Source organism: Erythrobacter sp. THAF29 (assembly GCF_009363635.1).
In the GTDB taxonomy this organism is placed as follows: domain Bacteria; phylum Pseudomonadota; class Alphaproteobacteria; order Sphingomonadales; family Sphingomonadaceae; genus Erythrobacter.
Window position 1 is genome coordinate 2110564 of record NZ_CP045392.1, and the last position, 19452, is coordinate 2130015.

Annotated in this window: 17 protein-coding genes; 8 read left to right on the forward strand and 9 right to left on the reverse strand. The window is 59.2% G+C overall.

The window, feature by feature from the left end; translation table 11 throughout:
- Positions 1-23 precede the first annotated feature (23 nt).
- The 4 genes from FIU90_RS10205 to dusB form a co-directional block, all read right to left on the reverse strand.
- Positions 24-2249 carry an ATP-binding protein gene (locus tag FIU90_RS10205; protein ID WP_152434653.1) on the reverse strand — a complete coding sequence of 742 codons (2226 nt, stop codon included), beginning with the start codon at positions 2247-2249 and terminating at the stop codon, positions 24-26.
- Between the two features lie 70 nt (positions 2250-2319).
- Positions 2320-3756, reverse strand: coding sequence for a nitrogen regulation protein NR(I) (gene ntrC, locus FIU90_RS10210; RefSeq protein ID WP_152434654.1), 1437 nt, complete (start codon positions 3754-3756; stop codon positions 2320-2322).
- A complete protein-coding gene (locus FIU90_RS10215; protein WP_370515057.1) occupies positions 3753-4886 on the reverse strand; it encodes a nitrogen regulation protein NR(II) in 1134 nt (377 codons plus the stop codon). The genes ntrC and FIU90_RS10215 overlap by 4 nt, the downstream gene beginning before the upstream one ends.
- Position 4887: 1 nt before the next feature.
- Complete coding sequence (gene dusB / locus FIU90_RS10220; RefSeq protein ID WP_152434655.1) at positions 4888-5904, reverse strand: tRNA dihydrouridine synthase DusB; 1017 nt, start codon at positions 5902-5904, stop codon at positions 4888-4890.
- A gap of 77 nt (positions 5905-5981) precedes the next feature.
- On the opposite strand from dusB, the gene FIU90_RS10225 reads away from it, so the two are divergent.
- Both FIU90_RS10225 and FIU90_RS10230 read left to right on the forward strand, forming a co-directional pair.
- Positions 5982-7142, forward strand: a complete 1161-nt coding sequence (locus tag FIU90_RS10225; RefSeq protein ID WP_152434656.1) for a bifunctional 2-C-methyl-D-erythritol 4-phosphate cytidylyltransferase/2-C-methyl-D-erythritol 2,4-cyclodiphosphate synthase — start codon at positions 5982-5984, stop codon at positions 7140-7142.
- A gap of 10 nt (positions 7143-7152) precedes the next feature.
- Positions 7153-7677 (forward strand): CinA family protein, encoded by a 525-nt coding sequence (locus FIU90_RS10230; RefSeq protein ID WP_152434657.1) that lies wholly within the window; start codon positions 7153-7155, stop codon positions 7675-7677.
- Here FIU90_RS10230 and FIU90_RS10235 read toward each other — a convergent pair.
- Entirely contained in the window at positions 7638-8099 is a 462-nt protein-coding gene (locus tag FIU90_RS10235; protein ID WP_152434658.1) for a type II toxin-antitoxin system RatA family toxin, read from the reverse strand. The genes FIU90_RS10230 and FIU90_RS10235 overlap by 40 nt on opposite strands.
- Positions 8099-9070 carry a lipoyl synthase gene (gene lipA, locus FIU90_RS10240; protein ID WP_152434659.1) on the reverse strand — a complete coding sequence of 324 codons (972 nt, stop codon included), beginning with the start codon at positions 9068-9070 and terminating at the stop codon, positions 8099-8101. Before lipA ends, FIU90_RS10235 begins: the two co-directional genes overlap by 1 nt.
- A 59-nt stretch (positions 9071-9129) precedes the next feature.
- Between lipA and FIU90_RS10245 the strand changes: the two genes are divergently transcribed.
- Positions 9130-9780 (forward strand): carbonic anhydrase, encoded by a 651-nt coding sequence (locus FIU90_RS10245; protein WP_152434660.1) that lies wholly within the window; start codon positions 9130-9132, stop codon positions 9778-9780.
- A gap of 64 nt (positions 9781-9844) precedes the next feature.
- Positions 9845-10573 carry an NYN domain-containing protein gene (locus tag FIU90_RS10250; RefSeq protein ID WP_152434661.1) on the forward strand — a complete coding sequence of 243 codons (729 nt, stop codon included), beginning with the start codon at positions 9845-9847 and terminating at the stop codon, positions 10571-10573.
- Between the two features lie 76 nt (positions 10574-10649).
- Here FIU90_RS10250 and FIU90_RS10255 read toward each other — a convergent pair whose 3' ends face one another.
- Positions 10650-11993 carry a tol-pal system YbgF family protein gene (locus FIU90_RS10255; RefSeq protein ID WP_152434662.1) on the reverse strand — a complete coding sequence of 448 codons (1344 nt, stop codon included), beginning with the start codon at positions 11991-11993 and terminating at the stop codon, positions 10650-10652.
- 315 nt (positions 11994-12308) lie between these two features.
- Here FIU90_RS10255 and gyrA point away from each other — a divergent pair, with 315 nt between their 5' ends.
- Positions 12309-15110 (forward strand): DNA gyrase subunit A, encoded by a 2802-nt coding sequence (gyrA, locus tag FIU90_RS10260; protein ID WP_152434663.1) that lies wholly within the window; start codon positions 12309-12311, stop codon positions 15108-15110.
- A 3-nt stretch (positions 15111-15113) separates the two neighbouring features.
- Positions 15114-15941, forward strand: a complete 828-nt coding sequence (locus FIU90_RS10265; RefSeq protein WP_152434664.1) for a TauD/TfdA family dioxygenase — start codon at positions 15114-15116, stop codon at positions 15939-15941.
- Here FIU90_RS10265 and FIU90_RS10270 read toward each other — a convergent pair.
- A complete protein-coding gene (locus FIU90_RS10270) occupies positions 15938-16588 on the reverse strand; it encodes a lysoplasmalogenase family protein (RefSeq protein ID WP_152434665.1) in 651 nt (216 codons plus the stop codon). The genes FIU90_RS10265 and FIU90_RS10270 overlap by 4 nt on opposite strands.
- Before the next feature lie 117 nt (positions 16589-16705).
- Between FIU90_RS10270 and FIU90_RS10275 the strand changes: the two genes are divergently transcribed.
- Together FIU90_RS10275 and trmFO are read left to right on the forward strand one after the other, a co-directional pair.
- A complete protein-coding gene (locus FIU90_RS10275) occupies positions 16706-17536 on the forward strand; it encodes a fatty acid desaturase (protein WP_152434666.1) in 831 nt (276 codons plus the stop codon).
- Positions 17537-17580: 44 nt separating this feature from the next.
- Positions 17581-18951 (forward strand): methylenetetrahydrofolate--tRNA-(uracil(54)-C(5))-methyltransferase (FADH(2)-oxidizing) TrmFO, encoded by a 1371-nt coding sequence (trmFO, locus tag FIU90_RS10280; RefSeq protein WP_152434667.1) that lies wholly within the window; start codon positions 17581-17583, stop codon positions 18949-18951.
- 1 nt (position 18952) lies between these two features.
- Here the strand turns inward: trmFO and FIU90_RS10285 are convergent, their stop codons facing one another.
- Positions 18953-19417: an EF-hand domain-containing protein gene (locus FIU90_RS10285; RefSeq protein ID WP_152434668.1), complete on the reverse strand. Its 465-nt coding sequence runs from the start codon at positions 19415-19417 to the stop codon at positions 18953-18955.
- Positions 19418-19452: the final 35 nt, after the last annotated feature.

A 19452-nucleotide genomic window follows, 5' to 3' on the forward strand; every position in this document is an offset into this window, starting at 1 on the left:
GGGGGTGGTTGAATAACGCAGCATCAAGCTGCCTCGCTTTCTGAGGTTTGCGGATCGCGGGCAAAGCGCAGTGTTACGCTCGTGCCGCCGCTTTCCGCGCTAGCAAAGCTCATGTCGCCGCCATGTTCGTCGACGATCTTGTTGACTATCGCGAGGCCGAGGCCGGTGCCTTTCTCACGCGTCGTCATATAGGGTTCGGTAATACGGTCGCGTTCCTGCGGGAGGCCGATGCCGTTATCTTCAACGATGATGGAGAGCTTTTCCTCATCATTCATCATCGTGACCGATACGCGGCCCTTGTAGCTCTCTCCTACTTCGGCAGCGCGCGCCTCTACCGCCTCGACTGCATTCTTGAGGACGTTCGTCATGGCCTGGCCGAACTGATGCCGGTCACAGCAGATCGAGCGGCTTTCGAGTTTGTCCACATTGACGCTGAAATCGATGTCGGTGTGCGCAACTTCCTGGAGGAACACGGCTTGCCGCACGAGATCGACGGCATCTTCCGCCCGGAAAACAGGCTTGGGAAGACGCGCGAAACTCGAGAATTCGTCGACCATCTTGCGAAGGTCTCCGACCTGCCGGACTATCGTGCTGGTTAGCTCATCGAACAATTCCCCGTCATCGTCCGCCACTTGCTTGCGATAACGTCTCTTCAGGCGTTCAGTCGCGAGTTGAATGGGGGTAAGCGGGTTCTTGATCTCGTGTGCGATACGCCGCGCAACATCTGACCAGGCAGCCTGTCGCTGATCCAGCAGCTGGCGTGTAATGTCTTCGAAAGTGATCACGTGACCGTTGCTGCCAGGGGCGACTTTTACCGCGAGAGTTAGAAGTTCGGAATCGCGCGCATGGCTGACGATAGCGCGCTCTTGTCCTTCACGAAGCAGTTGCCCGATCTCGGGTGCCAACTCATCGATCGGCATGCCGATGATCTCGTCCGTTTCCTCATCTGCCAGCAGTGCCTCGGCCGAGCCATTGATCAGCATGACCCGGTTATTTTCGTCGACCGATATCACGCCTGCCGTAACCGATTGCAGCACCGCTTCCATAAAAGCGCGGCGATCGTCGATCTGGCGGTTGGCGTTGACGAGCGCCTGCGTTTGCTTCTCAAGCTGCGCGGTCATGCGATTGAAGGCTCGGTTCAGAAGGCCAATCTCATCGGCGCCGGTGCGCCCATCGACTCTCAGAGAAAAGTTACCCTGCCCTACTTTGCGCGCCGCCCCGACGAGATCGGTGAGCGGTTCGACCTGTCGGTCCGCAAACCGCAGGGCGAACCAAACTGCTATGCCCACCAGAAGGAGGCTCATTGCGATAAGCGCAATGTTGAACTGAAGCTGGAGATTGCGCGCATTGGATGAAAGCGCATCGTAGGACGAGGCAATTTCCTGCGCGCTCGACCACGCGTTGAACATCGCCGCTTCGGTGTTCCGGGCGTTGTAGAGGTAGATGCCGCTTTCGACATCGATCGGAGCGAGCGCGGCGATCCGTTCAGGGCTGCCTTCAACGACCACCAGCTCACCTGCATCGAGCCTTGGCAGTGCCGCCTCGCTGAACTCGATCGGGTCGTTGTCTTCGAGAATTGCAAGAATGGCCGCGATGCGCAGGCTGCCATCGTCCATCCGTTGCAACAGGGCGCTCTCGGAAATCTCACGCGCCTGTGCCTGGTAGGCGTAGAAGTCCGGGAAATCAGGATCGGTCAGGGGAACCCGCGCGAGGATATCGCGCATGTCGGTCGCCATCGTGATCGTGTTCTGTTCCACGTCGCGCTGGTTCGCGTCGTAGTAACTCTGCGCCACCTGGTTGGAGTTATCGAGAAGTCCGCGGGACTCATCGGAGAACCAGAAATCCACGCCACTCTGAAACAGGAATGCAGCAAAACCCGCGACCAGAAGCGTCGGCACGGCAGCAACCATCGAGAAGAAGAACACGAGACGCACGTGAAGCCTCGCGGTGCTACCCGCAGCGCGGCGAATCGCAAGACGGCGTCCGTACAGGACGATCATCGCCATTGCCGGAACCAGCACCGCCATAAGAAGCAGAGAGACCTGCATCGTCGGCAGAACATCACCCGGTTCAGGGGAGCGCGAGTATGCAAGATAGTTCGCAACCAGCGCCGCTATCAGCGAGATCACCGAGAGCACTTCTAGCCAACGAAAAATGTTAGCCCGGCGCGAGGTCACCACAAATTGTCGCCACCAGCGCGGAAATTGCCGCGGCGAAGACGATTCTTGTGTTTGAGCGGACGTCGCCATCGTTGCACGGTTACAACGTCAGTGTTGCAATCATGCAAGCCAAATATGCACGATTGCCACCGTTTGTGCGTTAAACCGGTCTTGCGAAGCGTTCAGGTTCAATTCCCAGCTCGCCTATGCGCTTACGCAACGTATTACGATTGATCCCCAGAAGCTTTGCAGCTCGCAACTGGTTCCCGCTCGTCTCGCCAAGTGCATGCTCGATCAGCGGCTTTTCGAATGCAGCGATTGCTTGTGAATAGACCGTGCCGTGAGCGGGACTCTCATTCGCCAGCCAGGCGCCAAGTGCCTGCGCTATTACGCCGCCGCTCGACTCATTTCCCGCTGCCGGAGCAAGCTGTTCCTCACCGACAATATCGTGCAGACTCCCCGCATCGATCGTATCGTCACGCGCCATGAGGACGAGCCGGTAAATCACATTGCGCAGCTCACGTACATTTCCGCGCCACGCACGTTTTTCGAGAGCCTCGACCGCCTCGAGTGCCAACCTGCGCCGAGGCAAGCCCTCCTCAGCTGCCTGCGCCAGAAAATGCTGCGAGAGAGCCTCGATATCCTCGCGTCGCTCGCGAAGCGGAGGAAGATGGATCGGCACGACGTTGAGACGGTAGTAGAGATCTTCGCGAAATGTCCCCGCCGCAATCATCGGCACGAGGTTCTTGTTGGTTGCAGCTACGATCCGCACATTCACCGCGATTTCCTGCCGACCACCGACGCGTCGGATGCGACCAGACTGAAGTGCGCGCAGCAACCTAGTCTGGGCTTCGGCCGGCATATCGCCGATTTCGTCGAGAAAAAGTGTCCCTCCGTTTGCCTGCTCAAACTTGCCGATCGCCTGTGCGACTGCGCCGGTGAAGGCGCCTTTTTCGTGACCGAACAGCTCGCTCTCAATGAGCTCGGACGGGATTGCAGCGGTATTGACCGCCACGAACGGTCCTGAACGGCGGCTGCCAAGTTGGTGGATTGCTTCCGCCACGAGCTCCTTGCCCGTCCCGCTTTCGCCCGTGACTAGAACTGTCAGGTCGTTGCGCAGCACGCGGGTGATCATGCGGAAAACACCCTGCATTGCCGGGCTGCGCCCGACGAGTGGCATCCCGTCATCTTCGGCTTCGGGTAGACTTTGGGCGCGCGCCGCCCTCGTCCCACATGCCTGCAGTACCGCCTGAACCACCTCGTCGAGATCGAACGGCTTGGGGAAGTACTCGAATGCTTCGCTGTCGCTTGCTCGCACGGCGGTATCGAGAGTGTTCTGCGCCGAGAGCACGATTACCGGCATGTCGGGTGCATCATTTCTAACCGGCTCGAGGCTCGCAAGCCCATCACCGTCTTCGAGCATTACGTCGGTAAGCATGACGTCGAATTGCTGTTTCGAAAGCCAGTTGTCGCGCGCCGCGACACTTGTGCAGTGTTCGATGACGAATCCTTCGTCCTCGAGTGCGGCAATCATCACGGTGGCTATTGCCTGGTCGTCTTCGACCAGCAGCACCCTGCCCTTGCCCTGGCCGCTCATTCGCCGGCACTCCCGGAGCGCGGCCCTTGCGGCAAATGCAGTCGGAAATGCGTGAGGCCGGCGCGCACATCCCGCTCGTGGCTAACACTTCCGTTCATGTCGCGGACGAGCTTGCGCACGAGAGCGAGGCCGAGGCCCTGCCCGGATTTCTTCGAGGACACGAACGGTTCGAATACGTGGTCGCGCATTGCCGCATCAATTCCCGCCCCGTTATCGCTAATCGTAATCTCGATCGGAAGTCGCACCGCTCGCCCCAAACGAATAGCGCTAAAGGCCAGACCGCTCACGAAACGCGTCTTAACGATGATCAGCGGTTTGTCATCCGCGCCCGCGGCCGCATCACGGGCGTTGGAAATGAGATTGATCAGCATCTGTTCAAGAGCATCACGATTGACCAGCACCGGTGGCAGCGAAGGATCGAATTCCTCGCGAATCTCTACCTGTGAGGCATCGGCTGCCCGAACGGTCGCTATTGCGGAGCGTATAGCCTCATGCGGATTGCAGGGTGCAGCGGGCTCGGCCTGGGTGCTCCCAAGTTGCTGCATCCGGTCGATCAACCGCGCGATGCGATCGACCTCGTCGGTAATCATACGGGCAAGTTTCTTGTCCGCATGCGGAAGTTTGCGCGCTACCAGCTGCCCTGCGCCGCGAATGGCGGAAAGCGGGTTCTTGATCTCATGAGCAAGGATCGATGGGGCCCCGATGGTCGTCGAAGGATCGTTTTCGCGCGCGGTATCCTCGTGGGAGATTTCCGAAAGTGTTACCACGCGCCACCCGGGATGATTGCCGAGCGGTGACACCGTAAGGTTGACCCTCGTCTCGATTTCGCTTGCGAGAATGCGAATGTCCCGCGCCACCAGAGCCGCGTCTGGCATGTCCAGTTTCTCGGTGACGCGTTCGTCGAAGGTGTTGAGTATCTCGCCCAGCGCCCTTCCCTCGAGGCGCCTCGAACTGATCCCGAGAAGGTTTTCGGCAGCATGGTTTGCTTCGACGATGCGTCCTTCGGGATCGATCAGCAGCATCGCGAAAACCAGGCCTGCGATCTGAGCCTCGGCGTCGGGTCGCTCCTTCATCGAACTTGCAATTTCTGCGATGTCATCTGGTCCCCCCACGAACCCGGGAGAGCTCATGTCAGGCTGCCCTGCGATGCAGGAACGGCTCGTAGAATCGTTCGATTTCGCCAAGGACTTCATCAGGATCGTCGATGAAGTTCGCCTTGTTGCGAAACTCGGCCGAACCATGCATCCCCTTGGTGTACCAGCCCAAATGTTTGCGGGCGATCTTCGTGCCGACTTCGCGGCCATAGTGATCGAGCATGCGGTGGTAGTGTTCGACCAGCACTCTGTATTGCTCATCGAAGGTCGGAGTGGGGATACGCTCGCCAGTGCGCCACCAGTGCATGACTTGACCAAGCAGCCATGGCTTACCGTAGGCACCGCGCCCAATCATTAACCCGTCCGCACCCGATTGCTCGAGCGCCTTCGAAGCATCTTCGATGGTGCAAATGTCGCCATTGACGATAACGGGGATCGAAACCGCATCCTTGACCTTGCGAATGAAGGACCAATCAGCGCTGCCCTTGTACATCTGGTTGCGGGTGCGGCCGTGGACCGTAATCATCTTGACGCCGAGATCTTCTGCGATGCGCGCCATTTCGGGGGCATTGAGGCTCTGATGATCCCAGCCCATGCGCATCTTGACCGTCACCGGTACATCGACCGCTTTGACCGTAGCCTCCATGAGCCTGGTCGCGAGCGGAACTTCACGCATCAACGCGCTTCCGGCGAACTGGCCGACGACCTTTCGCACCGGGCAGCCGAAATTGATGTCGATGATCGCTGCGCCATTGCCTTCCTGCAGCTTGGCCGCTTCGGCCATGCTGTCGGGATCGCAACCGACGAGTTGCATCGAGACCGGCTCTTCAATCCGGTCCCACGCAGTTTTCTGGATGGACTGGCGCGTTTCGCGGATCGCTGCCTCGCTCGCGACCATTTCTGTGACATTGAGGCCCGAGCCATAGCGCCGCACGAGTGTGCGAAACGGCATGTCGGTCACGCCCGTCATCGGTGCGAGCAACACGGGCTCGGCGATTTCGACAGGGCCGATCTGGATCGGCTTGAGTGCCGGAGGAGTTGGTAGGGTCGTCATGAGAGGGAGTGCCTAAATATTGGGCAGCGCATAGTGGATTGCGCATCTTCCGTCCAGACCCTAAGCGCGGGGCCGCAATGGTCGATAGCACCGTCCTCCCCTCTTTCTCCGCCATCATCGTGGCCGCAGGCAAGGGCCTACGCGTCGGAGGCGAGACCCCCAAGCAATTCCGGACTTGGCGAGGCAAGCCGCTGCTGATGCATTCGGTCAACGCATTGAATGCTTCAGGATGCGACAGAATAGTAATCGTCGCACCTCCGGGACTGCATGATGAAGCGCGCGAAGCGGCGGGCAAGGCGGCCAATCTCACGATCATCGATGGCGGTGAAACCAGGCAGGATTCCGTGCGTGCTGGTCTTGAAGCGCTTTCCGGCGTCGGCACCGAGCGGGTTTTAATCCATGATGCGGCGCGCCCGGACCTGCCTGCTCACGTTATCGCCAGGTTGCTGGCGGCTCTTTCACAGTTTCCCGGAGCCATTCCGACCCTCCTCGTGGTCGATAGCGTCGCGGTTGTCAGCGAGAACGGGACCATGGCCGGCCAGGCAGATCGCGACACTTTGCGCCGGGTCCAGACACCCCAGGCTTTCAGGTTCGATGACATTCTTGCGGCGCATCGCGCATGGGATGGTGCGACCGATGCTGGCGACGATGCACAGGTGCTGACTTCCGCAGGTGGGACAGTGGTGCTGGTAGAGGGCGATGAACGCCTCAAAAAGATCACATTTGCCGAGGACTTTGCCGAGAATATGAACACACCGGAGTTTCGTATCGGACAAGGTTTCGACGTCCACCGCCTGCAGACGGGGGAAGACCTCTGGCTTTGCGGGATCAAGCTAGATCACGACAAAGGCCTTGCCGGTCATTCCGATGCCGACGTTGCTCTCCATGCAATCACTGACGCTGTACTTGGCGCGATCGGTGAGGGCGACATCGGAACGCATTTCCCGCCCAGCGACCCGCAATGGTCGGGTGCGCGTTCGAGCCGGTTTCTGGAGCACGCGGTAAAGCTGGCGGCCGAAGCCGGTTTCGCTCTTGGAAATATCGATCTTACGATCATCTGCGAAGCGCCCAAGATCGGCCCGCACCGCCCGGCGATGAGGGCTGAAGTCGCTCGCATCACAGGGCTCGATGAGAAAGCCGTCAGTATAAAAGCAACCACGACCGAGAGGCTTGGCTTTACAGGTCGCGAAGAGGGTATTGCTGCGCAGGCTATCGTAGGCCTCAGAAGCGCGGCCTGAAGGAATTGAGATGAGCACGAACCTCCTCCCAGAAGATGTCGACAAGCTGGCCGCGCGGGTCATCGCCGAAAACAAGGAAGCTGCGCGCAAGGTCGTTCTTGCCGAGAGTTGCACCGGCGGGCTCGTGGCGGCCGCATTGACCGAGATACCCGGATCGTCAGCCGTTCTTGATCGCGGGTTCGTGACTTATTCCAATGAATCGAAAATGGAATCGCTCGGTGTGGCGCAAGATATCATCGAAACATTCGGTGCGGTCTCGATCGCCTGTGTCTGGGCGATGGCCCAGGGTGCGCTCAAGAGCTCGAATGCAGATGTCGCCGTTGCAATCAGCGGTGTCGCTGGCCCCGATGGCGGCACGCAGTTGAAACCGGTTGGGACAGTCGTTTTCGCGCGCGCCTATCGCAACCATGAAGGCGAGCCCGAGGGCGAACTCAAACATTTCGATGCGGAGGGCGGCGACAACACAGCGCCCGAGGCACGCGCCTCGATCCGGCGTCAGGCCACGCTTTGCGCGCTTGAACTATTGTTGCCGTAAAGGTCGTGCGCCCGCTGCTCAAAAGCGGCGACCATCTTGCGGAAGGCACGGTCGAAATACTGGCCTGCGAGCGCTTGAAACACCCTGTTCCTGAATTCGAAATCCACGCAAAAATCGATTTCGCAGTTGTTCTCATCGATCGCGCGGAAGGTCCACACATTGTCGAGGTCTGACAAAGGCCCATCGATATAGTGGACGTCGATTTCGCGCGGGCGATCCTTGGTCACACGGGACGTAAAGCTTTCGCGGATCGATTTGAAGCCGACTACCATGTCAGCAACCATTTCAGTTTCGCTATTCGAGCGCACACGCGTCGCGATCACCCATGGGAGGAATTCCTTATACCGCCCCACATCCGCAACGAGGTCGAACATCTGTTCGGCGCTGTATGGCAGCCTGCGGGTTTCGCGAATACCAACCATCAGAGGCTCAGGCGGTCCGCCTTGCGTTGCTGCTCCTTGGCGAGCTTGTCTTCGCGCGCCTTCTTCATGACGGCAAAGTCGTCACCTGCGTGGTAGCTCGAACGGGTCAGCGGGCTCGAAGCGACCTGGAGGAACCCTTTTGCGCGCGCGATTGATCCATAGGCATTGAAGGCTTTGGGCGTCACGAATTCTTCGACTTTGGCGTGCTTGGGCGTCGGCTGGAGATATTGGCCCATGGTGATGAAATCGACTTCGGCGCTGCGCATGTCGTCCATCACCTGGTGCACTTCGAGCCGTTGCTCGCCCAGTCCAAGCATGATGCCCGATTTGGTAAAGATCAGGGGGTTATGCGCCTTCACCTCTTCAAGCAATCTCAGCGAGGCATAGTAGCGCGCACCCGGACGGATAGTCGGGTAGAGCCGAGGCACGGTCTCAAGGTTGTGATTGTAGACGTCAGGACCGGCCTCGCAGATGGCTTCGACAGCGGGACGCATCTTGCCGCGGAAATCCGGGGTAAGAATCTCGATGGTAGTTTCGGGCGTATTACGCCGCAGCGCCTCAATCACTTTTACAAACTGCCCTGCCCCGCCATCGGGCAGGTCGTCTCGGTCGACACTCGTAATGACGATGTGTTCAAGGCCCATCTTCGCTGCGGCGATGGCGGTGTTTTCCGGCTCCATCGGATCGACAGCGCGCGGCATACCCGTCTTCACGTTGCAAAATGCGCAGGCGCGGGTGCAGACATCGCCGAGTATCATCACCGTCGCGTGTTTTTTTGTCCAACACTCGCCAATATTCGGGCAAGCGGCCTCTTCACACACCGTGTTCAGATTGAGTTCGCGCATCAGGCGGCGCGTTTCGTGATAACCCTCGCTCACCGGAGCCTTCACCCGGATCCAGTCCGGCTTTCGCTGGCGAACAGGACGCTCGCGCCCGGGTTCGGATTGCGGAGTATTCGCGAGGTCGTTCATGAGCGCCCATTTAGTCATCGCACTTGCCACTGGCAATCCTGCTTGGCATGGGCATTCGTATGAATGACGCGACAGACACCCCGCTTGACGGCCTTGTTGCCGGCTATAACCGCTTCCGCTCGGGCGACTGGGCAAAGCAGAGAGAGCGGTGGGCAGAACTTGGCGAAGGGCAGTCGCCTCGCACCATGGTCATCTCTTGCTCGGACAGCCGGGTGGACCCCGCGCAGATATTCGACGTCGATCCGGGCACGATATTCGTCGTCCGCAACGTGGCCGCCCTTGTCCCTCCATTCGAAACAACGGTCGGCCAACACGGCGTATCGGCTGCACTTGAGTTCGCGGTTCAGGTGCTCGAGGTCGAAGAAGTGCTTGTTATGGGTCACGGTCTGTGCGGGGGATGCCAGGCTGCCTTGACCGGTGCAATGAAAGGCAAAGAGGTCGGCAAAGGTCATTTCGTCGGTAACTGGGTGTCGCTGCTGGACGAAGCGAGAATTCCTGTGGCAGAAAAGTACGGCACCGACAGCCGTGAGGCCGAATTCGAAATGGAGCTTGCCGCAGTTCGCGTCAGCCTCGAAAACCTGATGACCTTTCCGTTCGTGCGGCAAAAAGTCGAGGGCGGTGAACTGAGGCTTCGGGGTGCCCATTTCGCGATTTCAGACGGCATTCTGCGAGTGCTAGACACCCCGGACAGCGATTTCCGCGAGGCCTGAACCGGACGGGCGAGAAGGGACAATTCGCTTGCGGATGCCGTAGTTGCGCTCCATTTACCCGCGCATGTCATCCAAAGAATTGAAAAACATCGCGCTGCTGATCGACGCGGACAACACCACGCCCAAGGGCATCGACCCCGTGCTGACCGTCATGGCCGAATTGGGCCAGGTCAATATCAAACGGGCTTATGGCAACTTCGCCAAGAACAACCTGCAGAACTGGGACAAGATCACGCACAAGTTCGGGATCCAGCCTCACCAGCAATTTGACCTCACCGCCGGCAAGAATGCCACTGACATGGCGATGACAATCGATGCGATCGACTTGCTCTATCAGGGGAAGGTCGACGGCTTCGGGATAATGAGTTCCGACAGCGACTTCACCCCACTCGCCACGAGGTTGAGACAGGATGGTCTGGTGGTGTACGGCTTCGGTAGTACGAAGAAGACCCCGGCGGCATTCAAGTCGGCCTGCACCCGCTTCATCGACATCGACGCGCTGATCAAGGGTGCAGAGGAAGACGATGGCCCGTCCAGGCCGACAAAAAAGGATACCAAAGGATCAGTCGATGCAGAACTCGTCGACCTGCTGGGTACTGCATGGAAAGCGGCCAAGCGTGACGATGAAGGCTTCGCATCGCTCAGTGAGGTCGGGAACATTGCCGGCAACCGTTCCAGTTTCGATGTTCGGAACTACGGCTTCAAACGCCTTTCCGATATGGCGCGCTCGCTTGACCAGTTCGAGGTGAAGCGCGGCGATAACGGCCAGCTCTTCATCAAGCGGCTGCGCTGACCCTCCACGCGGGGAAAACAAAAAAGGGCGCCGGATCAATTCCGACGCCCTTTCTAGTTCAGCTATCTTCGGAAGCTCAGTTGCTAGCGCTCATGAGTTCGCCGAGGCTCGGCCCGTCCGAAGCGGGTCCGGCCTTCTCGGCGGCATAGGCCGCCCAGATTGTGGCGATCGGCGCGCGCGGTCCCTCAACCTTGGCGAAGGTTTCCTGAGCGGCGGCATAATCACCCAAACCGACCTGCGCCATTCCAAGACGGTTCAGAGCCTCGCCTGCATCGACCCCCGGCATGCCGAGCGCCTTTTCATAGAAACGAGCCGCCTTGGCATAATCACCGTAGCTGTAAAACGCGTTCGCCGCTGCCATTACCGTACGAAGCTGCGCGCTCGAAGCGTCGGCATCACGTTCGAGTGCCGGGAGATCGGCACGGTCGCTTGCGATACGCCCATTGGCGGTCGTCAGCGCGTCTGCAACGTAGATATCGTCACGGCTGACGGCATTCTTCGCATAGGCTTCCTCGATGATCTCCTTGACCTCTTTGGGAAGACGACGCGCGTCTGCAGATTCGACGTACAAGATGTAGTCCTGCTTGTCGTTGAGCGCGCCTGCCGCGCGCGACAGCCGCAGAAGGTCCAGCGTCTGCGGGGCTTCGAACTGGTTGAGATTGCGTGTCAGGTTCACAACATCGCGCCAGTTTGCTGGCGACGGGTAGTCGGCGATCCACATGCCGGCAAATTCGTAGACTTGCGGGACAATCTTGTTGTTGTAGGCGACCGTCAGGCCGCGGCGGTACCACTGCTCATCGACGGCGACGCCGCTGGCTTTTTGAGCCTCGATAGCCTGCTTGAGGAAGGCAAGTCCTTCGACGAACTCGTTGCCCGAGAAGTAACTCTCGGCCATCGCGATCCTGAGATCCGAAAGCGAGATCGTGTCGGTGGTGAAGTTGCGGTTGATCGCTTCCTGAAGAAACTTGCGCGCTTTGGGGAAATCCTGCTGCGCATTGGCGAGCTGGTAAGCGATAAAGTTGAAACGGCCGACCTGTGCGATATCGGTCTTCCCGCTCGCAAGCATCAGCTCCATACCAGTAAGCTGCAGCGGCTGATCGTTCAGTTTCACTGCGGTGTTGTAGATCAGGATACCGGCGTTGTTTTTCTCGTCAGGCGAGTTCGCAAGCGGGACGAGTGCTTCGAGCTGCGGCTTGTATGCTGCAGCATCCACGCCCTCCTGGGTCAGAGCCTCGTTCAAAGGCTGGAACGCCGCGATAAATTCCTGGGAATATTCACCGCCGCCCTTGTTTTTCTTCTTCTTGCGCTGCGCGTGAGCTTCAGCCGGGAACACAGCCGTCGCCACAACGGCGGATCCGGTCGCAAGCGCGATTGCCAAAGCCATACTCGACCCGCGCTTGCGGATATTGAAAAGCGTCATTCGGGGTACCTCCTGGGGTGTGATTCGCCGCGCTCATGATGTCTCTCCGCGCGGTCGGTTTATCTCCTGCGATGCCTTTGAACGCATGTTCGCAGATTTGCAATTCTGGTTAGTCGAACCGGGCTGAACAGCCTTTGAATGGATCGCTTGAATACGAATTCGCTTCCGTCATATCGCCGCGGCTCGAAAAGTCGGGGCCAAGTGTGGAAAAAGACAGCTCTGTTGCGTGTTTGTTCCGTTCTGCGCATGGCGGATACAGGCCGGAAACCCTACATTGGAAGCTGAATTGAAACACAACCAGAAACGGCCCTCACTTTGAGCGACGATAACGAAACTCTCGATACCCCCACCCCTTCCCCCATGGGCGAATACGATCGCATCGACATCGTCGATGAAATGAAGACCAGCTACCTCGACTACGCAATGAGCGTAATCGTGGCGCGCGCGCTTCCCGACGTACGCGACGGATTGAAGCCGGTGCATCGCCGCATCCTTTATGCGAGCCAGGAAGGCGGGTTTGTCGCCGGTCGTCCGTATCGCAAGAGCGCGAAGATCGTAGGCGACGTGATGGGTAACTACCACCCTCATGGTGACGCCGCGATATATGATGCGCTCGCGCGGATGACGCAGGACTGGTCGATGCGCGTTCCCCTGGTCGACGGTCAGGGCAACTTTGGATCGATGGACCCGGATCCACCCGCTTCGATGCGATACACCGAAGCGCGCCTGGCCCGCGTCGCCAACACCCTGCTCGACGATCTCGACAAGGACACGGTCAATTTCGTCGACAATTACGATGGCTCGACGCAGGAGCCGTCGGTCCTTCCTGCCCGCTTCCCCAACCTGCTCGTTAACGGGGCAGGCGGCATCGCGGTCGGAATGGCTACCAACGTTCCGCCGCATAATCTCGGCGAAGTGATCGATGGCTGCCTTGCATATATCGAAAACCCGCTGATTACCTCCGAAGAACTGATCGAATACATCCCGGGTCCAGACTTCCCGACCGCCCCGCTGATCCTTGGCGCGAGCGGCGCGAAGGCGGCCTATACCACGGGGCGTGGGTCGATCCTCATGCGATGCCGCCACGAGATTGAGGAGAGGCGCGGCGATCGCCAGTCGATTGTCCTCACCTCTATCCCCTATCAGGTAGGCAAGGCCGGCCTCGTCGAAAAGATCGCCGAAGCCGCCAAGGACAAGCGGATCGAAGGGATTTCCGACATCCGCGATGAGAGCTCGCGAGAGGGCGTGAGGGTTGTCATCGATCTCAAGCGCGACGCCTCACCCGAAGTCGTGCTCAACCAGATGTGGCGCTACACGCCTGCACAATCGTCCTTCCCGGCCAACATGCTCGCAATCCGTGGCGGTCGACCCGAAACGCTCACGCTGCGCGACATAATCCAGAGCTTCATCGCATTCCGCGAAGAGGTCATTACACGCCGAACAAAATTCGAGCTGAACAAAGCTCGCGAGCGCGCGCACCTGTTGCTGGGCCTCGTGGTCGCGGTCTCCAACCTAGATGAAGTGGTCGCAATGATCCGCGGCGCAGCAAATCCGGCCGAAGCGCGAGCCCGATTGCTCGCCAAGGAATGGCCGATCGGGGACATCGCGCAATATATCCAGTTGGTCGAGGCGATCGAACCGACTGCCGACGAGGCGGGAGGCACCTATAAACTCTCCGAGCGTCAGGTGAAGGCGATCCTCGAACTCCGGCTCCACCGCCTGACCGCGCTCGGGCGCGACGAGATCGGCGACGAGCTGAAAGAGCTCGCAATGCAGATCGAGGAATTGCTCTCGATCCTTGCTGACCGAGTGAAGCTCTATGGCGTAATGCGCGATGAGCTGGAGGAGATCAAAGCCACTTATGCGACCCCGCGCGTGTCCGAAATTGCGCCGGCATGGGACGGGCTCGACGACGAAGACCTGATCGAACGCGACGACATGGTCGTCACCGTGACGCTCGACGGCTACATCAAACGCACGCCCCTATCGACTTTCCGCGCGCAGAACCGCGGCGGCAAGGGTCGCGCGGGCATGTCCACAAAGGACGAGGACGCGATTCAGGAGATGTTCGTCACCTCGACGCACAATCCAGTCCTGTTCTTCTCGACTGCCGGTAAGGTCTATCGCCTGAAGGTCTGGAAACTGCCCGAAGGCGGGCCGACCACACGGGGGCGGCCGATCATCAACATGCTGCCCTCACTTGAGGAAGGTGAGACGATTAAGACCGTTCTCCCTCTTCCCGAGGATGAAGACGAATGGGGCGCACTTTCAGTCGTATTCGCGACTGCCAAGGGTAACGTGCGTCGCAACAGCATGGACGCCTTCACCAACATCCCTTCGAACGGCAAATATGCGATGAAGTTCGACAAGGAGAGTGAGGATCACCTGATCGGCGTCGAGTTGGTGGCGGCAGGTGACGACGTGCTGCTCGCTTCGCGTCAGGGCAAAGCGATCCGTTTTGCTGCCGAAGACGTCCGCGAGTTTACATCACGCACTTCGACCGGCGTTCGCGGGATGAAGCTTGCCGACGGCGATGAAGTGGTTTCGCTCTCGACACTGGGTGCGACCGGCACCACTGCGGAAGAACGCGCCGAATACCTCAAATTTGCGCCTTACAAGGGCGAAAAAGAAGGCGAACCCGACCTTTCTCCCGAACGCTATGAAACGCTCAGGGAGAAGGAGCAGTTCATCCTCACTGTTTGCGCCAACGGCTATGGAAAGGTTTCGAGTGCCTACGAATACCGCCGCATCGGCCGCGGCGGTCAGGGTCTCATCAATATCGATAATATCGAGCGTAATGGCCCAGTCGTGGCTAGCTTTCCCGTCCAATCGGGCGAGCAGCTCATGCTCGTAACCGATCAAGCCAAATTGATCCGCATCGGGCTCGAAAGCCTGCGCGTTCTCGGGCGAAACACGGCGGGCGTGCGTCTGTTCAAGGTCGGTAAGAACGAGCACATTGTGAGTGCGGTCAAGATCGACGAGACTGAAGAGCCCGAGAACGAAGCCGAAGAGGCTGTCGTCGAGGAAATGGTCGAACGTCGCGGTGGCGGCGATGAGACTACGCCTGACACGACCGCCCATTCTGACAAGAACATCGAAGGCGAACCCGGAGGATAGTCCATGAAGATCGAACCATCTGGACAGGGATGCGGAGCGCGCGTCACAGACTGTGACCTGTCCGGTGAGCTCGATCCCGATCTGATTGCCGAAGTTCGTTCGGCGTGGCTCGAACACAAGGTGCTGGCCTTTGCGGGGCAGCAGATGGACGACGACGCGCTGGAGCGATTCACCATCACAATGGGCGGATTTGGTGAAGATCCATTCTTCGACCCAATAAAGGGGCGCGAGCACATCGCGGCCATTCTGCGGGAAGCCGACGAGAAATCGCCACTTTTCGCGGAAAACTGGCACAGCGATTGGAGCTTCCTTGAACAACCTCCGTCGGGCACCTGCTTGCTCGCCGTCGAGATTCCTCCTGTCGGCGGTGACACTCTTTTCAGTGACCAGGTCGCAGCATTTGCGGCGCTCCCCGAAGAACGCAAGGAATACCTGCGCACATTGAATGCGGTGCATTCGGCGAGCCGCGGATACGCGCCCGACGGGCTTTATGGTGACAATGATAAAGGTCGCTCGATGGCGATAAAACCCGGCGAAGCTGCCCGCGCCCGTCAGATCCATCCCTTGGTCCGCCGCCACCCCGAGACGGGGGAAGAGGTGCTGTTTTCCAGCCTGTCATATGTCGTCGGGATCGAGGGAATGGACGAGATGGAAGCGCTCGCTTTGGTGGTCGAGCTTCAGCAGTGGTGCGAACAGGAAACGTTTCTCTATCGCCACAAATGGGAGCCCGACATGCTGGTCATGTGGGACAACCGCGCGGTCAATCACAAAGCCACAGGCGGTTACGAAGGTTACAGGCGGGAACTGCACCGCACGACGATCGCTGCCTAAGGCTTGGGGTGCTCTCCACGCAGGGTCTGGACCACACCTGTCGCTATCATCAGCTGTCCGGCATAGTAGAGCGGCCAGATCAGAAGGTCAGGCAGCAAGGAAAGGTCAATCGGCCCCATTCGGCTAAAGATCAACCAGTCGCTGAGTACGAATAGCACTGCCCCGACCCCAACTCGATATCTCGGGAATCTGCTCGTCCAGGCTGTCGCGGCCATGGCGCCAAGGAAAACGGAGTAGATCGTCACCATGAGATCGCTGGTGAACAGATATGTCACGGAGGGGGTCAGCACCAACAGCGCTGCACCGAGCATCGACTGGCTGGTGCTCTTCTTTTCTCTTCGATTCCGCAGGTAGAGGGCAATTGCGGCCAGATGCGAGGCCGCAAACAGCGCTCCGCCCGTTACGAAATCGATTTCGAGCGCCATGTCGGCAGCTGCGGACAGGGCGAGCGCCAGAACCAGGATCGTGCCGTCGGATCCCTTCGTACGATAGAAGGCGTAAGCCGCAAGAAGCCCCACCCCTGCCCCCTTGAGCAGTATCAGCCACAGCCCGCCGATCGGATTGTTCCAGAGGAAGTAAAAGGCAACCGCAGCGGCCACGCTCGCAAGCAGCCAGGGTCGGTGCTCCACTAATGCAGTTTTTGCCACATTGCCCCCTCGATCTAACTTCGACTTGCATCAAACGCATCGAACATGCGCCCCATTGCACTCATGCCTGCGCACCTATGGTGCTAAGCCTCAGGCAACACAACAGGGGAGCGCGACATGCACCATGAGTCCGGCGCAAACGATCTTGACCCCGCCCGCGTCAAACGAGCCGTAAGGCGAGTTGAATGGCGCGATCTAGCGACAATGCGGCCGCGCGACGGCCTGGCTGAATGCCTTCACCCGCTTCCTTGGCTGGCATCGGGGCTCATACTGTTCCATTTCGGATACTGGCCACTCGCATTTGCCGCCGAGTTCATGTTCTTCCTAACCGCATTGCGACTCAATCACGAGGCGATACACCACAATCTGGGGTTCGGACCGAAGGGGCATCGCCTGGTCCTGCACAGCCTCAGCACCGTCATGCTCGGCAGCAATCATAGCGTCGCATTCAACCATTTGCGCCATCACCAGCACATCAACACTGACCGAGACCTTGAGGGCAAGGCGGGCCAAATGAGCTTCTGGCAGGTGGTTGCCTATGGGCCGTGGTTCCCGATCGAGTGCCACCTGGCGGCCATACGCGAAGGAGGGGCAGCGTGGCGACGCAAAGTGCTGATAGATCTCGCGCTAAACCTCATCATGCCTGCGCTTGCCTTCGGCTTCGAACTTACTTTCATTGTCTGGCACTGGTTCGCCATGCTGGTCGCACAGTGCTTTACCGCGCTATTCGCCGTCTGGATTACACATCGCGGTTGCGACGACAGCGCTCTCGTCGCCCGCACCCAGCGCGGCAGGATGGTGAACGCGGTAAGCTACAACATGTTCTTTCATCTGGAGCACCATCTCTTTCCTGCGGTACCGGTGAGGCACCTTCCACAGCTTGCCGAAAGGCTCGAAGCGGTCGAGCCGGCGTTCGCGAAGGCAATCCGACCGGTTGTCGGACGCTGAGGTGAGTTGATGCAGGAGCGAGCAGCCACTAGATGCTGCTCGCAATGGCACACGATGTTCATATTATCGGCGGCGGCCTCGCCGGATCGGAAGCCGCTTGGCAGCTCGCCCGGCGCGGCGTGAAGGTGCGCTTGTCCGAGATGCGCGGCAGCGGCGAGATGACGCCTGCACATCAGACCGACGGGCTGGCCGAGCTGGTCTGCTCGAATTCTTTTCGTTCGGACGATGACACCAAAAACGCAGTCGGGCTTCTGCATCATGAAATGCGCGAACTCGACTCGATTGTCATGCGCGCTGGCGAAGTCGCGCGCGTTCCGGCGGGGAGCGCCATGGCCGTGGATCGCGATGTCTTCTCAGCCGAGGTCGAGCGAACGCTATCCGAGCACCCTAATGTAACCATCGTACGCGAGCGGGTGGACGCGCTGCCTGATAGCGGCCTCACAATCGTCGCCACCGGCCCGCTCACTGCGCAGACACTGGCGGAAAGCATCGTCGGTGCGACAGGTGAAGATCGCCTCGCATTCTTCGATGCCATCGCGCCTATCGTCCACCGCGATAGCATCGATATGTCCAAATGCTGGATCCAGTCGCGCTGGAACAAACGCACCGAAGCCTCGAACGAAAACGGCGACTACATCAACTGCCCGATGACAAAGGAGCAGTATCTCGCATTCCATCAGGGATTGCTCGACGGCGAGAAAACCGAGTTCAAGGATTGGGAGAAGGACACGCCCTATTTCGACGGCTGTATGCCGATCGAGGTGATGGCGGCGCGCGGGGTGGAGACTCTGCGCTACGGGCCGATGAAGGGTGTCGGTCTCGATAACCCCTACGACACTACCGAAGAGCACCCTCAGGGCCGCTGGCCTTATGCCGTTGTGCAATTGCGGCAGGACAACAAGCTCGGCACCCTGTGGAACATGGTCGGCTTCCAGACAAAGCTCAAATACGGCGCGCAGATAGAGCTGTTTCGGACAATACCGGGACTTGAAAACGCAGAATTTGCGCGGCTCGGCGGATTGCACCGCAATACATTCGTCAATTCACCAAAAGTGCTTGATCGCCAGTTGAGGCTGAAAGCGGCGCCGCATATTCGCTTTGCCGGGCAGGTCACAGGGTGCGAGGGCTATGTCGAGAGCGCAGCTATCGGTCTTGTTACCGGAATGATGACCGCTTCGGAACTGGCAGGACGTGATTGGCGCCCCCTGCCCTCTACAACCGCACTCGGAGCCTTACTCAGCCATATCACTGGTGATGCCGATGCTGAGACCTTCCAGCCCATGAATGTGAACTTCGGCCTCTTCCCACCGCTGCACGAGGTGAAGAAGAAACAGCGCAAGGAAGCCTACACCTCGCGCGCCAAGGCCGATCTCAAGGCGTGGATTACGGAGGCCAACGAAGCCGTTCCAGCTTAGCCTAGCAACTGCAACGCGTCCGTTTTTTGGATGGTTTGGGCGCGCTGGTAGAAAACTCGGACTGCGTCAATTCAGCGTTACCGTCGGCGTCCATTGCGTCGAAACGCGTCGCGGTGGTGACAGCCCATTCCTCGAATGTAAGCAGGTTGTTTCCATCCGTATCGAGCTTGCGGAAACCCTCCGATCGGCTCGAGAGCATTTCATTGCGCGTGATCTTGCGGTCGCGATTGCGGTCGTATCTGAAGAAACGCTTCTCCTCGCGTGTGAGCTCAGATGCCTCGGGAGGCGCTGGCCCCTCCATCTCGCCCGGATCGGTGATCGGCAGCTCTTCTGGATCAAACGTCACTTCTTCCACTTCGGGTGGAGGCGGCGCGTTTATCTCAACCTGCGCGCGTCCTTGCCACCAGAACATTCCCACACCGGCGAGCAAGAGGCCTACGAAAACCCCAAGTATTGTCTGGCGCACGCAACCCTCCCCGCCGTTAATATCGCGGGATTACA

Bases quoted from the DNA above. Each gene is read 5' to 3' on its own strand.
- FIU90_RS10275 (WP_152434666.1), top strand. From the start codon at position 16,706: ATGCACCATGAGTCCGGCGCAAACGATCTTGACCCCGCCCGCGTCAAA.
- FIU90_RS10225 (WP_152434656.1), top strand. From the start codon at position 5,982: ATGGTCGATAGCACCGTCCTCCCCTCTTTCTCCGCCATCATCGTGGCC.
- FIU90_RS10205 (WP_152434653.1), bottom strand. From the start codon at position 2,249: ATGGCGACGTCCGCTCAAACACAAGAATCGTCTTCGCCGCGGCAATTT.
- FIU90_RS10250 (WP_152434661.1), top strand. From the start codon at position 9,845: ATGTCATCCAAAGAATTGAAAAACATCGCGCTGCTGATCGACGCGGAC.
- FIU90_RS10215 (WP_370515057.1), bottom strand. From the start codon at position 4,886: ATGAGCTCTCCCGGGTTCGTGGGGGGACCAGATGACATCGCAGAAATT.
- FIU90_RS10245 (WP_152434660.1), top strand. From the start codon at position 9,130: ATGAATGACGCGACAGACACCCCGCTTGACGGCCTTGTTGCCGGCTAT.
- FIU90_RS10235 (WP_152434658.1), bottom strand. From the start codon at position 8,099: ATGGTTGGTATTCGCGAAACCCGCAGGCTGCCATACAGCGCCGAACAG.
- FIU90_RS10230 (WP_152434657.1), top strand. From the start codon at position 7,153: ATGAGCACGAACCTCCTCCCAGAAGATGTCGACAAGCTGGCCGCGCGG.
- FIU90_RS10255 (WP_152434662.1), bottom strand. From the start codon at position 11,993: ATGACGCTTTTCAATATCCGCAAGCGCGGGTCGAGTATGGCTTTGGCA.
- ntrC (WP_152434654.1), bottom strand. From the start codon at position 3,756: ATGAGCGGCCAGGGCAAGGGCAGGGTGCTGCTGGTCGAAGACGACCAG.
- lipA (WP_152434659.1), bottom strand. From the start codon at position 9,070: ATGAACGACCTCGCGAATACTCCGCAATCCGAACCCGGGCGCGAGCGT.
- trmFO (WP_152434667.1), top strand. From the start codon at position 17,581: ATGGCACACGATGTTCATATTATCGGCGGCGGCCTCGCCGGATCGGAA.
- FIU90_RS10265 (WP_152434664.1), top strand. From the start codon at position 15,114: ATGAAGATCGAACCATCTGGACAGGGATGCGGAGCGCGCGTCACAGAC.
- dusB (WP_152434655.1), bottom strand. From the start codon at position 5,904: ATGACGACCCTACCAACTCCTCCGGCACTCAAGCCGATCCAGATCGGC.